Origin of the sequence: Pacificoceanicola niger (assembly GCF_048553275.1) — a bacterium.
GTDB lineage: Bacteria > Pseudomonadota > Alphaproteobacteria > Rhodobacterales > Rhodobacteraceae > Pacificoceanicola.
Genome location: NZ_JBLZMW010000009.1, coordinates 1 through 12482, shown reverse-complemented (window position 1 = coordinate 12482; position 12482 = coordinate 1). Strand labels below are relative to the sequence as shown.

Here is a 12482-nt window from a genome sequence, read left to right as displayed (position 1 = left end):
GATCGCGGGTTCAGCCGGGGGGCGGAAGAAAAGGACAAGCCATGGATTTAACTGGAAAAACCGTTCTGATCACCGGCGCGAGCCGGGGCATCGGCGCAGAGGCCGCCCGACTCTTTGCCGGGGCTGGCGCCAAGGTCGCGCTTGTGGCGCGCAGTGCCGAGGCGATCGCGGAGCTGGCCGGAGAGATCGGGCCGAGCGCGGTTGCGATCCCCTGCGATATCACCCGCTATTGGGAGGTCGAGCAGGCCGTGAACGCCTGCGTTTCGGCGCATGGCGGGCTTGATATCGTGATCAACAATGCCGGGGCCATCGAGCCGATTGCCCGCATGGCGGAGGCCGATCCGAGTGCCTGGGGCGAGGTGATCGACGTCAACCTGAAGGGTGTGTTCCACGGCATGCACGCGGCGCTGCAGATCATGCTGCCGAAGGGCGGCGGGACCGTGCTGACCATCGGCTCCGGCGCCGCGCATGGGCCGGTTGAGGGCTGGTCGCAGTATTGTTCGTCCAAGGCGGGCGCATTGATGCTGACGAAGATGCTTGATGAGGAGTATCGCGCGGCGGGGATCCGGGCGATTTCGCTCTCGCCGGGCACCGTGGCGACGCAGATGCAGAGGGATATCAAGGCCTCCGGAATCAATCCGGTGTCGCAACTGGACTGGTCCGATCACATCCCGCCCGAGTGGGTGGCCAAGGCGCTGCTCTGGATGTGCGGGTCCGAGGCGGATGTGTATCTGGGCGGCGAAATCTCGCTGCGCGATGAGGGCATCCGGGCCAAGGTCGGCGTCGCATGATCGCGTTGACGAAGGAAGAGAGCGGCCTGTGGATCGCGACCATCAATCGCCCTGACAAGGCCAATTCCCTTACGGCGGAGATGCTGGAGCAGCTTTGCATCATCGCGGAGGACGCGCGGGAGGCGCGCGCGCTGGTGCTGACCGGGACGGGCAAGGTGTTTTCCGCCGGGGCCGATCTGGAGGCCGCGAAGGCGGGCCTGGCGGTCTCACCGCTCTGGGAGCGGCTGTCGGGGGCCCTGGCGCGGTTGCCAGGCCTCACGATCTGCGCGTTGAACGGCACGGTGGCCGGGGGCGCGATGGGCCTGTTTCTCGCCTGCGATTTGCGGATCTCGGTGCCGGGAGCAAAGGTGTTCTACCCGGTGATGAAGCTCGGTTTCCTGCCGCAGCCGTCCGATCCCAAACGGCTGTCGGCGCTGGTCGGGGCGGCGCGGGCAAAGCGCATCTTGATGTGCGGAGAGAAAGTCACCGTCGAAGAGGCCTTCGGCTGGGGTCTGATCGACCGCATCGCAGAGGGCGACGTGCTGGAGGCGGCGCGGGAGATGGCGGCGGACAGCCTTGCGGCCAGCCCGGAACACGCGGCGGCGATCAAGCGGATGATCTGAGCGGTGGGCCAAGCGCCCGCTTGAGAAAAAGGCCGGGACCCCATGGGTTTCCCGGCCTTTCCTGTCTCACGCCGCGTCGCGCGCGGCGGTTGTCCGGTTCGGCCGTGGTCGATTACTGTGCCTGAGCAGCTTCGACCGAGATGAAGACCTCGACTTCGTCGCCCACGTAGGGCGCAAAGGCGCCGAGGTTGTAGTCCGAGCGCACCAGCGTGGTGGTGGCTTCGAAGCCCGCCCACGGCTTGTTTTCCATCGGGTGATCCATCTCCTGGGTCAGCTTGGCGTCAAGCACGACCGACTTGGTCACGCCGTTCAGCGTCAGATCGCCGGTGATGGCGGCGGTGGTCTCGCCCGTCACTTCGATGCCGGTGGAGGTGAAGGTCACCATCTCGTCGTCGGCGGCGTCAAAGAAATCGCCGGACATGAAGTGCTCGAAGCGGGCTTCCCAGCCGGTCAGCATGGAGCGCACCGGGAAAGAGACGGTGACGGAGGAGGCCGCCGGGTCTTCCTTGTCCCACTGGATGTCACCCTCGAAGCCGGAGAACATGCCATAGGTCGTCGAAAACCCGAGGTGGTTGTAATGGAACACGATCTGGCTGTGGCTCGGGTCGAGCGTGTAGGGGACCGCCTCGGCGGAGGCAGCAAAAGGGGTTGCGGTTGCGAGTGCGGCGGCAAGAAAAAGCGACTTCATATCAGGTCCTTATTGGTTGAACGAACATGGGGTGCAAAATGGCCATGCAGCCGCAGCATTCAAGTCGGCGAGGTTCAACAGGGTCTGTGTGAAAATGAACGCTTCCGCTCAGCTTCTGCGCTGCAATGCACGCCACATCAGCGGAGCAAGCCGGGCTCCGACGTCATAATTCCAATGCGTGTAATCGGGCAAGACAGTCAGCGACGCAGTGTGGCCCGCACGGGCCGGGGCCTGAAGCGTGCGGCGGTGGCCCGCGAAGGAAAACACCGTATCGGCATCGCCGGAAAAGGCGTGCACCGGCACCGGGTTCCATGCGGGCAAGACCCGCAAGGCGGTGGAATGCCTGGAATGGACGGCAACCCCGCGCCAGGGACCGACCCACAGATTGGCGCGTTGCATTGCAAAGACCGCCCCGGAGGAATGCCCGTCAAGGTAGATGCGGTCCGTATCGAGCGGGTAGGTCTTTGACGCGTCATTCAGAACGGCCATCAGAAAGGCCGGGTCATCCGTCACAAGCCACCAGCCGCGCGCCGCGCGGCGCGGCGAGGATCAAGGTCTGCCGCTTTGCAAAGTCTTTCCACATGGCGAGCATGGCGCGCCCGTCCCGGCCGGAGCCGTACAACAGGACGATCACCAAGCGAGCGCCGCCATGGTGTGGCCCCTGCCCGTACCAGACCCGGTCCTCCGGCGTGCCAAAGCCCATGAGCGGACCGGCGCGCGTGACAGGACGCGCGCCGAGATCGGATGGCGGTTCAAATTGGTTGCGGGTGCCTGCGTGCGCCGAGAGACGCGGGCCCACGGTTTTGGTTCAAACACCGGCCCGTTCCGGGAACAGCTCGGAATGGTCCAGCGTGGCGAGCCCCGGCCGCGTGGCCCAGAGGCCGATGGCCAGAAGCAGCCTGCGCGGCAGAGACACCGGGCGTGTTACCGTTTCCTGGCCATGAAAAGAAGGAACAGCCCGGCGGCAATCAAAAGCACGGATGTCCAGAGTTTCATCAACATCGCCTCCGGCATCCCGTCGCTGCCCCCCGTCAACCAAAGCCCGATGGCCGCAATGCACAGCACGCTGCCCAGAAACATCAACATCAAGGTATAGAAGAACCCCGAGAGGGAGATTTCGACGGGGGTTCGGCGCTGGACGTCTGCGGCGAGCGTATTCATGCGGGTTGCTCTTGTCTGGAAACAATATGTTCGAATGTCAGGGTCTGTGCGAATCCGGGCATCAATGCGGCGCTCGAAAGGTTATGTCATGCCGATGCGCCGGCCCGTTCACCATGGGCTGCGGCGCTCGGTTCAACCGAACCTTGATCGGCCAGCCTCAGCCTGCGGCGCCCGGCCCCGGCAGCAAGGCTTGCGCAACCCTGCAATCCATGCGATAGGGCCGGACCTTTCGCAGATTTGCTTGCACCGCGCAGTCTCTCGTGGACCGGAGCGAAAGGGACAGTCGGTCCTATGAAATGCGCCTTGATAGAAGAAACGGAGATAACATGCCGCTATATGAGCATGTCATGATCGCGCGTCAGGATCTTTCCAACGCGCAGGCCGAAGGCCTTGTCGAACACTTCAGCGCAGTCCTCACCGACAACGGTGGCAAAGTCGTCGAGTCCGAGTACTGGGGCGTGAAGACCATGGCCTACAAGATCAACAAAAACCGCAAGGGTCACTACGCCTTTCTGCGCACCGACGCCCCGTCGTCCGCCGTGCAGGAAATGGAGCGCCTGATGGGTCTTCATGACGACGTGATGCGCGTCCTGACCATCAAGGTCGACGCACATGAGGAAGGCCCCTCCGTCCAGATGCAGAAACGTGACGAGCGTGAAGGCCGTCGCGAGCGCCGCAACTGATCCCCGAGGAATAGGAGTTAAACCATGGCTGCAAAACCGTTTTTCCGCCGCCGCAAGGTCTGCCCCTTCTCGGGCGACAATGCACCCAAGATCGACTACAAGGACACCAAGCTCCTGCAACGCTACATTTCCGAGCGTGGCAAGATCGTGCCGTCCCGTATCACCGCCGTCTCGGCAAAGAAGCAGCGTGAGCTGGCCCGTGCCATCAAACGCGCCCGCTTCCTCGCCCTGCTGCCCTACGCCGTGAAATAAGGAGCGACTGACATGCAAGTTATCCTTCTGGAACGCGTGGCCAAGCTTGGCCAGATGGGCGACGTCGTCGACGTCAAGCCCGGTTTCGCCCGCAACTACCTGCTGCTGCAGGGCAAGGCGCTGACCGCTTCGAAAGAGAACATCGCGTCCTTCGAAGAGCAGAAAGCCCAGCTTGAAGCGCGCAACCTGGAAACCAAGAAAGAGGCCGAAGCACTGGCCGATCGTCTTGGTGGTCAGCAGTTCGTTGTGATTCGTCAGGCCTCTGACGGTGGCAACCTCTACGGCTCCGTCACCACCCGTGACGCCGCAGAAACCGCAACCGCCGAAGGTTTCTCGATCGACCGCAAGCAGGTCATCATCCGTGACCCGATCAAGGTTCTTGGTCTGCACGAAGTCGAGGTGCACCTGCACCCCGAGGTGATGGTCGCCATCGAACTGAACGTCGCGCGTTCGCCCGAAGAAGCCGAACTTCAGGCCTCCGGCAAGTCCATTCAGGACCTGGCCGCCGAGGAAGAAGCGCAAGCAGAATTCGAGATTTCCGAACTGTTTGACGAAATCGGCTCCGCCGCTGACGAGGACTCCGACCTGGTCGAGACCCCCGAAGGCAAGGCCGCCGAAGAAGACGACAGCTGATCCGATCCGCTGCCCTGGGCAAACCTCAGGCAGACAGTTTTTGAAACGCCGCGCAGCCCCTGCGCGGCGTTTTTCGTATGATGTAGACCCATCAATGAAAGATCGACATTCTGCATAAATCGAGAGTTTAAAATTATCGGTCTGGCAATGTTTTTCCACTAATTCGATTCGCTATCACTTGTGATGCTGGGAATCGGAGAGCTGGATGAGTTTTTTTGGAAGCAAGGCGCAAGCGGGGGGCTTGGTACGGTCGAACGGTGCTGCACTGACACCTTCCTGCGTGGCCCTGGTTGACATGGTGCAGGACACCCAGGCCGTCATCCGGTTCAAACCGGATGGCAAGATCGTGGAGGCCAACGCCAATTTTCTTGAAGTGATCGGCTACACCGCCGAAGAAATCGAAGGAAAAACCCACGCGCTTTTCGTGACGGACGAGTACCGTGAAAGTGCTGAATACGCCCAGTTCTGGGAGTCGCTGCGCGCAGGTGAGGTTTTCACCGACCGGTTTCCGCGCAGGCACAAGGACGGGTCGATCATCCACTTGCAGGCGACGTATGCGCCCGTAAAGGACAAGTCCGGCAACATAGCAGAAGTGATCAAGATCGCCACCGACGTGAGCCACCGCGCGCGCAGCATTGAGTCAATTCGCATCGGGATGGAGGCATTGCGCGCCGGCGACCTGAGACACCGCGTGCCGCACGCGGAGGCTCCGGACATGCAGCAGCTCGCCCTCGCCTACAACGAGGCAGCCAGCCAGCTGGAGGCTCTTGTCAACAGCGTGAAACACGCCAGTACGCAGATCAGCGAAAGCGGCGAAAAGATCAATGTCGCCTCCGAAGCGCTCTCCAACCGCACCGAAACCCAGGCCGCCACGCTTGAAGAGACGGCCGCTGCAGTCGAGCAGCTGACCTCCAACGCCTCTGCCGCCGCACAGAACGCCCGCAGTATGAATGACATCGCCGACGGTACGCGCGCGGCCGCGAAGAAGGGCGGACAAGTTGTGGGCGATGTGATCCAGGCCATGGGGCGGATCGAAAAATCCTCCGGGGAGATTTCTCAGATCATTTCGGTGATCGAGGATCTGGCCTTTCAGACCAACCTTCTGTCGCTCAACGCCGGCGTCGAGGCCGCGCGGGCGGGCAATGCCGGGCGCGGCTTTGCCGTGGTTGCCTCCGAAGTGCGCGCGCTGGCGCAGCGCTCTGCGGACAGTGCTCGGGATATCAAGTCCTTGATCACGGAAAGCTCGGAGCATGTCGCTGGGGGCGTGGATCTGGTGCAGCGGGCAAATACGGAGCTGAGCACGATCTTCGAGCGGGTCGGAACGATCACTGACAGCATCAAGGGCATCACCGGTGGCCTGAACGAGCAGTCGGCGACCCTGACGGAGATCAATACGGCGGTGGCCGAGCTCGACGCCGTGACGCAGCGGAATGCCGCGATGGTTCTGGAAAACATGACGATCAGCAAGACGCTATCGGCGGACACCGAAGCGCTCTACAATCAGGTCGCCTTCTTCCAGACATCAGAGGAGGCGAAACGCGGGCAGAGCGTAGAGTGGAACGTCCCGGCCTCATCGCCGCCCGAGGAGGACGCGCGCTACAACGAAGTGTTTTGAGCACTCCTGCCACCCGGACATGAAAAAGCCGCCCCTCGGGGCGGCTTTCTGCATTTCAAGAACCGCTGTGCGGCTTATTCTTCGTCGAGCGCTTCGACAGCCTTCTGCAGCTCTTCCTTGGAGACCTCCTTCTCGGTCACCTGAGCGGCGTCGGCAATGTGGTCGATGACCTTGTCTTCGAAGATCGGCGCGCGCAGCTGCTGCTGCATCTGCTGGTTCTGGCGAACATAGTCAAAGAACGCACGCTCCTGCCCCGGGTACTGACGCGCCTGGTTCATGACCGCCTGGGTCATTTCGGCGTCGGTCACCTCGACCTCGGCTTTCTGGCCGATTTCGGCGAGCAGCAGGCCAAGACGCACCCGGCGCTCGGCAAGGGTCTTGTGCTCGTCGGTGGGCTCGATCTCGCCGTGGTCGTGGCCGTGATCGTCCGGGTTCTCTTCATGGTAGAGCTGATGCGCGATCTGCTTGGCTTCTGCTTCAACAAGGCTCGGCGGCAGGTCAAAGGAGACAAGGCCATCCAGCTCGTCGAGCAGCGCGCGCTTCATCACCGCGCGGGCGGCGCCGTTGTATTCCTGCTCCAGACGCTCGCGGATCTGGCCCTTGAGACCTTCGAGATCCTCGGCACCGAACTTCTGTGCCATCTCGTCGTTGATCTCGGCCGCGGCCGGGGCCTTCACGCCTTTGATCTTGCACTCAAAAACAGCGTCCTTGCCGGCGAGGTTCTCTGCGCCATACTCTTCGGGGAATTTGACTTCCACGTTCTTCTCTTCGCCAGCCTTAACACCGACCAGCTGCTCTTCGAAGCCGGGGATGAAGGAGCCAGAGCCCAGAACCAGCGGGTAATCTTCGGCAGCGCCGCCTTCGAAGGGCTCGCCGTCGACCTTGCCAAGGAAGTCGATCACAACCTGATCGCCATCTTCCGCGGCCTCGCCCTCGGCGCGGTCTTCGAAGTTCTGTGCGGTCTTGGCAAGATCGGCCAGCGCCTCGTCGACGGAGGCGTCATCGGCCTTCGCCACCAGCTTTTCGATCTTGATGCCGGAAAAGTCGACCTCGGGCACCTCGGGGAGCGCTTCGTAGGACATGGTGACTTCGACGTCATCGCCTTCTTTCCAGTCCTCGTTGGTCATCTTGACCTCGGGCTGGAGCGCCGGGCGGTCGCCGCTCTCTTCGAAATGCTTGTTCATCGCGCCGTCGATCACTTCCTGCATCGACTCGCCCAGCAGACGCTGGCCGAACTGCTTCTTCAGCAGCGGCATCGGCACCTTGCCCTTGCGGAAGCCCTTCATTTCGACTTCGGGCTGCGCTTCGGCCAGCTTTTCGTTGACCTTTTCGTCAAGCTCAGCGGCCGTCACGGTGATCGCGTAGCCGCGCTTCAGACCGTCGTTCAGAGTCTCGGTGACCTGCATGGTATTCCTCTTCGGCTCGGGCCCGCCTCATTTGGTCGCGGTCGCCCCGGTTCAAAATCTGCGTTCTTCTAAGCACCGAGACTACACGGTGCAAGGTGAATCGTCGGGTATACCGTGGGATCGGCGTGGTCAGGCCCGCAGGCTCTGCATCCAGCCGAGGGTCTGCTCCGTCGGCCCGCCCGGTTTGTACTCCGCCCCGAGCGGCGCACCATAGCCGAGGCGGCTGATCTCGGCAAAGATGTGGGCGTAATTCAGCTCGCCCTGATCGGGCGCGGCGCGGTCCGGAACGGAGGCGAATTGCACGTGGCCAATGACCGGCAGCAGGTCCGCAAAGCGGGTGGTGATGTCGCCTTCCATGCGCCCCACATGGTAGCAGTCGAACATGAGTTTGACGTTGAGCCGTCCGGTTTCGGCGATGATGGCGCGGGCCTGATCGGTGGTGGTCAGGAAATAGCCCGGCGCATCATGGCGGTTGAGCGGCTCGATCAGGATGGTCAGGTTGGGGGCCTGATCGGCGGCATAGCGCAGATTGGCGACGAAGGTTTCATGCGCCGCCTGCCCGTGCGCGAACCCGGCCATGACGTGCACGGCCCCTGCCCCGATGGCCTGTGCATAGCCAAGCGCCTGATCAATGGCGACGCGGGCGTCAGCCTCGCGGCCCGGAAGCGCCGAGAGGCCGTTTTCCCCGGCGGCGCCGCGCACGGTATTGAGGCCGAGCATCTTGAGGCCGGTCTCTGCCAGCGCCTGCTGCGTCTGTGCGACCGAAGTGTCATAGGGCCAGTGGCATTCGACCGCGTCAAAACCCGCAGCCCTGGCGGCGCGGATGGCATCGGGGAGCGTCAGTTCCTTCCACAAGAAACCGAGATTGGCGGAAAACTGTCTTTGGCTCATGCGCCCCACTCCACGTTGAATTTCGTCACCAGCGCCTGCACCTGATTGCCCGAGAGGCCACGCGCGTTCATGCCGCGCGTCATCAGGGCGAGCTTGGCGTTGGCCTCCAGCTCTTCGATGGCGTTGCAGGCGGCGGTGACATCCTTGCCCGCCACCACGGGGCCGTGATTGGCCAGCATGACGGCAGATCGTTTGCCCGCCAGCCCGCGCACCGCCTCGCCCATGGCCGGATCGCCGGGGAGGAAGAACGGCAGCAGCTTGACCCGGCCCAGCTGCATGATGCCATAGGGGGTGAGCGGCGGCAGGAAATCATCCTCGTCCACCTCCAGCATCGAGAGCGCCACGGAATGGCACGAATGCAGGTGGACCACCGCCCCCGCCGCGCTGCGCGTGTCGTAAAAGGCGCTGTGCAGGGGCATTTCCTTGGTCGGTTTGTCGCCGCCGATGTGCTGTCCGGCGGCATCGAAGCGCGACAGCGTGCCGGGGTCGAGGCGACCAAAGCTTGTCCCAGTGGGCGAGACCAGCAGGCCGCCATCCTCGGTGCGGGCCGATATGTTGCCGGTGCTGCCGTGGGTCAGGCCCCGGTCAAACAGCGACTTGGCCAGCAGGCAGATCTGTTCGCGCAGGTGACTCTCGCTCATGCCGTGCCTGCCAGCAGGGCGTTTGCCTTGGCAAAGAAGTCCGTCGCGCCGAAGTTGCCGGACTTGAGCGCCACGACAAGCGCCTCTCCGGCCCTCAACGCCGGCACGCCGGGGTCGATCTCCGGGCCGATCTCCAGCGTGTCGAGCGAAAGTCCCTCGACGATGGCGCCAGAGGTTTCGCCGCCTGCGGTGATGACGCGGGTCACGCCCTTGGCTACGCATTGTCGGGCGACCTCGGCAAACAGCCCTTCGAGCGCCTCGGAGGCCCGCTCGCGGCCATATTCGGCCTGAACCGCCTTCACCGTTTCGGGATCGGCGGAGGTATAGATGAGCGGCAGCCCGTCCTGCGACAGTGCCCAGTCTGTCAGGCCCTCTGCGGTGATGCGGCCTTCGAGCACATCGGCGGCCAGCACTTCGCGAGCGGGGCTGTGGACCCTGTGCGCCTCGACCTGCGCGCGCGTGGCGACGGAGCAGGAGCCGGAGAGCGCGACCGCCCTGCCCGGCTGCGGCGTCCAGGGCGCGGGGGCGGCCTTGCAACCGAAGTTGGCAGGCAGGCCAAGCGCCACGCCGGAGCCGCCGGTGATCAGCGGCAGACCCTTGGCGGCGCGGCCGATTTCGGTCAGGTCTTCGTCGCGGATGGCATCGACCACGATCAGGCGATGGCCCTTGGCATCCTCGGCCTCCAGAGCCTCGGCAATGGCATCATGGCCTGCAAAGACGGTCTGGGCCGCGACATGACCAACCGTGCCTGCGGTCTGTGGCGCGAGCCAGCGGCGCAGGTCTGCATCCGTCATCGGGGTCAGCGGATGGTTCTGCATGCCGCTTTCGTTCAGGAGCGTATCCTTGACGAAGAGGTGCCCCTGATAGACCGAACGCCCGGTGCCCGGAAAGGCCGGACAGACGATGACCTTGGAGGCGTTGAGCGCATCGGCCAAGGCATCCGCAACCGGGCCGATGTTACCCTCGGCCGTGGAATCAAAAGTGGAGCAATATTTGAAGAAGATCTGCTCGCAGCCCTGGGAGAGCAGCCAGTCGAGCGCCTCCAGCGACAGGCGCACGGCCTCCGCTGGGTCGATGGAACGGGACTTGAGCGCAACCACGCCCGCCTCGACGTCAACCGCGGCGTCCTGCGCCGGGATGCCGGTGTATTGAACCACCCGCATACCGCCCTTGGCCAGCGTGTTGGCAAGGTCGGAAGAGCCGGTGAAATCGTCGCCGATGCAACCCAGTTTCATGTCTCGTCTCCCGGCAAAGTGATCCCGGCGTTGCGGGCATAGACCTTGGCCACCGAAGCATCGTCTTCTGCGCCAAGGCCCATGCCCTGCGCCGCGAGATATTGCTGCATGGCGGCGGCGGTGATCGGGGCGCTGAACTGCGCCGATTTGGCGATGTCGAGCACGATCCCGAGATCCTTGGGCCAGATGTTGACCGAGCTGTGGGGCGTGTAATCGCCGTTGACGATATGCGGTGCGCGGTTTTCCAGCATCCAGGAGGTGCCGGCGCATTTACTGATCACCTCGACGAATTTGTCCGGAGCGACACCTTGGGTCATGCCAAAGGTCAGGGCCTCCGCCATAGCGGCGATGTGCACACCCGCCAGCAGTTGGTTGACCGCCTTCATGGCGCTTCCCGCCCCGGCCTCATCCCCAAGCTCAAAGACCCTTTCGGCACAGGCGTCGAGCACCGGGCGCGCGGCGGTGAAGGCCTCACGCGTGCCGGAGGCCATGATCGACAGCTGACCATTGGCCGCCTTGATCGAGCCGCCGGAAATCGGAGCATCGAGGTAGTGCACACCGCGCTCGGCGCAGCGGGCGGCCATGGCGCGGGAAAACTCCGGCGGGACGGTGGCACAGGCCAGCACGACGGCGCCCGGTTTCAGCAGCGGCACAACACCGGCGTCACCAAAAAGCACGGCTTCGGTCTGGGCCGCGTTGAGGACAACGACCGTCACGGCGTCCAACCCGGGCGCGACCTCGGCCATGGCCCCCGAAGCGCCGCCTTCGGCGACGAAACGGGCCTCGGCGTCGGGGTTGATGTCAAAGCCATGGCAGGTCAGCCCGGCCCGCAGGCACGATTGCGCCATGCCATAGCCCATGGAGCCAAGGCCGATAACGGCGGTTGTCACAGTCTCACTCACGGTAATGTCCTTTGCATCGCGGCTCACGCCTCCCCGGCGCGACGTTACCGCTATCGCTTACGAATTCTCGCGGGCGTGTCAATCAACTGGTCTGTGGCCACCTGCGCGACACCACGTGGCGCATTGCTCGAATGGCTTGATTTTGAAAGGAAAACCGTGGTGAGTGCAAAGGGAGCCCACCCCCGCAATTCTCATGAACTTCGGAGTTTTTCAGGCTGATTTGCAACGGTGTAACAGCGCAGAAACCCGACAGGCAGTTTAACGTTCGACGCATTGTCCGAAGGTCCTGACGCCTCAACAGTGCAGAAACAGTCTCCGCTTTCGAGAAAGTTCAGGAGCAGGTCGCGGTTCTGCCCCCTACCCTTCAGTTCCCCCCCAATACCGCCGAAAATACCGCGTTGTTGATGCGGTTTTCCGGAGGTCCCCGCGTGGGCGGCGAACAGTCTTTCTGCAAGCGACTGATTTCACAAAGCTATTCGAACGCAAAAAAGGTACCGGGTTGATGCCAGTGCCCGGATCTGCCTTTCTGATGCAGCGAGAAAAACCGGATAAGTTGCCAGCCATCAAAATCTTCGGGCATTTCGGCCATGTCAGGCGCGGCGGATCAGCATCAGACCACAGCCGAAAACCAATATCATCCTGACCCTTAGAACGGTGCTTAACAAAGGCATGTGCGACCTGCATCGCGGCATCGCAGGTGTCGTCGGGGCTGTCGGCCAAGATGCGCCCGAACATCGCGATGTCGACGGCCCCATCAGCGTGGCGCAGCACCGCTTTGCGCAGCTCTTTGCCCGTGGGCAGTTCCTCGCCCTGGACGACCTTTGCGGCAAGATCGTGTGCTAGGGTCAGGATTCATAACCAATAGATGACGGTTGCGGCCAGAGCGATGGCTGAGAGGAAGACCCTGGGACAACGATCATAGCGTGTCGCCACACGCCGCCAGTCCTTGAGCCTGCCGAACATGATCTCGATGCGGTTGCGT

18 protein-coding genes are annotated in these 12482 nt (G+C 63.1%); 7 read left to right on the top strand and 11 right to left on the bottom strand.

Annotated elements, in window-relative coordinates:
* The first annotated feature begins 41 nt into the window (after positions 1-41).
* On the top strand, positions 42-791 hold the full coding sequence (locus tag ACN2XU_RS12550; RefSeq protein WP_419410790.1) for an SDR family oxidoreductase: 750 nt from the start codon (positions 42-44) through the stop codon (positions 789-791).
* Positions 788-1393 (top strand): enoyl-CoA hydratase/isomerase family protein, encoded by a 606-nt coding sequence (locus ACN2XU_RS12545; protein ID WP_419410789.1) that lies wholly within the window; start codon positions 788-790, stop codon positions 1391-1393. Before ACN2XU_RS12550 ends, ACN2XU_RS12545 begins: the two co-directional genes overlap by 4 nt.
* 112 nt (positions 1394-1505) lie before the next feature.
* On the opposite strand, the gene ACN2XU_RS12540 is transcribed toward ACN2XU_RS12545, so the two are convergent.
* The 4 genes from ACN2XU_RS12540 to ACN2XU_RS12525 form a co-directional block, all read right to left on the bottom strand.
* Positions 1506-2081 carry a YceI family protein gene (locus tag ACN2XU_RS12540; protein ID WP_419410788.1) on the bottom strand — a complete coding sequence of 192 codons (576 nt, stop codon included), beginning with the start codon at positions 2079-2081 and terminating at the stop codon, positions 1506-1508.
* A gap of 108 nt (positions 2082-2189) precedes the next feature.
* Positions 2190-2570 carry a hypothetical protein gene (locus tag ACN2XU_RS12535; protein WP_419410787.1) on the bottom strand — a complete coding sequence of 127 codons (381 nt, stop codon included), beginning with the start codon at positions 2568-2570 and terminating at the stop codon, positions 2190-2192.
* Between the two features lie 13 nt (positions 2571-2583).
* Entirely contained in the window at positions 2584-2880 is a 297-nt protein-coding gene (locus ACN2XU_RS12530; RefSeq protein ID WP_419410786.1) for a hypothetical protein, read from the bottom strand.
* A gap of 125 nt (positions 2881-3005) precedes the next feature.
* Positions 3006-3242: a hypothetical protein gene (locus ACN2XU_RS12525; RefSeq protein WP_419410785.1), complete on the bottom strand. Its 237-nt coding sequence runs from the start codon at positions 3240-3242 to the stop codon at positions 3006-3008.
* A 326-nt stretch (positions 3243-3568) separates the two neighbouring features.
* Between ACN2XU_RS12525 and rpsF the strand changes: the two genes are divergently transcribed.
* The 4 genes from rpsF to ACN2XU_RS12505 all read left to right on the top strand — a co-directional run bounded on the left by rpsF (position 3569) and on the right by ACN2XU_RS12505 (position 6425).
* Positions 3569-3925, top strand: a complete 357-nt coding sequence (rpsF, locus tag ACN2XU_RS12520) for a 30S ribosomal protein S6 (RefSeq protein WP_419410784.1) — start codon at positions 3569-3571, stop codon at positions 3923-3925.
* A gap of 24 nt (positions 3926-3949) precedes the next feature.
* Positions 3950-4177 carry a 30S ribosomal protein S18 gene (gene rpsR, locus ACN2XU_RS12515; protein ID WP_008328567.1) on the top strand — a complete coding sequence of 76 codons (228 nt, stop codon included), beginning with the start codon at positions 3950-3952 and terminating at the stop codon, positions 4175-4177.
* Positions 4178-4189: 12 nt separating this feature from the next.
* Positions 4190-4810 carry a 50S ribosomal protein L9 gene (rplI, locus tag ACN2XU_RS12510; protein ID WP_419410783.1) on the top strand — a complete coding sequence of 207 codons (621 nt, stop codon included), beginning with the start codon at positions 4190-4192 and terminating at the stop codon, positions 4808-4810.
* Between the two features lie 205 nt (positions 4811-5015).
* Positions 5016-6425 carry a methyl-accepting chemotaxis protein gene (locus ACN2XU_RS12505; protein WP_419410782.1) on the top strand — a complete coding sequence of 470 codons (1410 nt, stop codon included), beginning with the start codon at positions 5016-5018 and terminating at the stop codon, positions 6423-6425.
* Between the two features lie 74 nt (positions 6426-6499).
* On the opposite strand, the gene tig is transcribed toward ACN2XU_RS12505, so the two are convergent.
* From tig to ACN2XU_RS12475, 6 genes are all read right to left on the bottom strand, one after another.
* On the bottom strand, positions 6500-7831 hold the full coding sequence (tig, locus tag ACN2XU_RS12500) for a trigger factor (RefSeq protein WP_419410781.1): 1332 nt from the start codon (positions 7829-7831) through the stop codon (positions 6500-6502).
* 129 nt (positions 7832-7960) lie between these two features.
* The gene (locus tag ACN2XU_RS12495) at positions 7961-8722 is read right to left on the bottom strand and encodes a hydroxypyruvate isomerase family protein (RefSeq protein ID WP_419410780.1); all 762 of its coding nucleotides are present in this window, start codon (positions 8720-8722) and stop codon (positions 7961-7963) included.
* Positions 8719-9363, bottom strand: a complete 645-nt coding sequence (otnC, locus tag ACN2XU_RS12490) for a 3-oxo-tetronate 4-phosphate decarboxylase (protein WP_419410779.1) — start codon at positions 9361-9363, stop codon at positions 8719-8721. The genes ACN2XU_RS12495 and otnC overlap by 4 nt, the downstream gene beginning before the upstream one ends.
* Complete coding sequence (otnK, locus tag ACN2XU_RS12485; RefSeq protein ID WP_419410778.1) at positions 9360-10598, bottom strand: 3-oxo-tetronate kinase; 1239 nt, start codon at positions 10596-10598, stop codon at positions 9360-9362. The genes otnC and otnK overlap by 4 nt, the downstream gene beginning before the upstream one ends.
* Positions 10595-11500 (bottom strand): L-threonate dehydrogenase, encoded by a 906-nt coding sequence (gene ltnD / locus ACN2XU_RS12480; protein WP_419410777.1) that lies wholly within the window; start codon positions 11498-11500, stop codon positions 10595-10597. Before ltnD ends, otnK begins: the two co-directional genes overlap by 4 nt.
* A 357-nt stretch (positions 11501-11857) precedes the next feature.
* Entirely contained in the window at positions 11858-12235 is a 378-nt protein-coding gene (locus ACN2XU_RS12475; RefSeq protein ID WP_419410951.1) for a type I-E CRISPR-associated protein Cas7/Cse4/CasC, read from the bottom strand.
* Here ACN2XU_RS12475 and ACN2XU_RS12470 point away from each other — a divergent pair.
* Complete coding sequence (locus tag ACN2XU_RS12470) at positions 12170-12343, top strand: hypothetical protein (protein ID WP_419410959.1); 174 nt, start codon at positions 12170-12172, stop codon at positions 12341-12343. The genes ACN2XU_RS12475 and ACN2XU_RS12470 overlap by 66 nt on opposite strands.
* 9 nt (positions 12344-12352) lie before the next feature.
* Here the strand turns inward: ACN2XU_RS12470 and ACN2XU_RS12465 are convergent.
* Positions 12353-12482 (bottom strand): transposase (locus ACN2XU_RS12465; protein WP_419410950.1); only part of this gene is annotated, 130 nt, incomplete at its 5' end.

Coding starts and splice junctions, on each gene's coding strand:
- ACN2XU_RS12550 (WP_419410790.1), top strand. CDS start 42: ATGGATTTAACTGGAAAAACCGTTCTGATCACCGGCGCGAGCCGGGGC.
- ACN2XU_RS12545 (WP_419410789.1), top strand. CDS start 788: ATGATCGCGTTGACGAAGGAAGAGAGCGGCCTGTGGATCGCGACCATC.
- ACN2XU_RS12540 (WP_419410788.1), bottom strand. CDS start 2,081: ATGAAGTCGCTTTTTCTTGCCGCCGCACTCGCAACCGCAACCCCTTTT.
- ACN2XU_RS12535 (WP_419410787.1), bottom strand. CDS start 2,570: ATGGCCGTTCTGAATGACGCGTCAAAGACCTACCCGCTCGATACGGAC.
- ACN2XU_RS12525 (WP_419410785.1), bottom strand. CDS start 3,242: ATGAATACGCTCGCCGCAGACGTCCAGCGCCGAACCCCCGTCGAAATC.
- rpsF (WP_419410784.1), top strand. CDS start 3,569: ATGCCGCTATATGAGCATGTCATGATCGCGCGTCAGGATCTTTCCAAC.
- rpsR (WP_008328567.1), top strand. CDS start 3,950: ATGGCTGCAAAACCGTTTTTCCGCCGCCGCAAGGTCTGCCCCTTCTCG.
- rplI (WP_419410783.1), top strand. CDS start 4,190: ATGCAAGTTATCCTTCTGGAACGCGTGGCCAAGCTTGGCCAGATGGGC.
- ACN2XU_RS12505 (WP_419410782.1), top strand. CDS start 5,016: ATGAGTTTTTTTGGAAGCAAGGCGCAAGCGGGGGGCTTGGTACGGTCG.
- tig (WP_419410781.1), bottom strand. CDS start 7,831: ATGCAGGTCACCGAGACTCTGAACGACGGTCTGAAGCGCGGCTACGCG.
- ACN2XU_RS12495 (WP_419410780.1), bottom strand. CDS start 8,722: ATGAGCCAAAGACAGTTTTCCGCCAATCTCGGTTTCTTGTGGAAGGAA.
- otnC (WP_419410779.1), bottom strand. CDS start 9,363: ATGAGCGAGAGTCACCTGCGCGAACAGATCTGCCTGCTGGCCAAGTCG.
- otnK (WP_419410778.1), bottom strand. CDS start 10,598: ATGAAACTGGGTTGCATCGGCGACGATTTCACCGGCTCTTCCGACCTT.
- ACN2XU_RS12470 (WP_419410959.1), top strand. CDS start 12,170: ATGTGCGACCTGCATCGCGGCATCGCAGGTGTCGTCGGGGCTGTCGGC.
- ACN2XU_RS12475 (WP_419410951.1), bottom strand. CDS start 12,235: ATGTTCGGGCGCATCTTGGCCGACAGCCCCGACGACACCTGCGATGCC.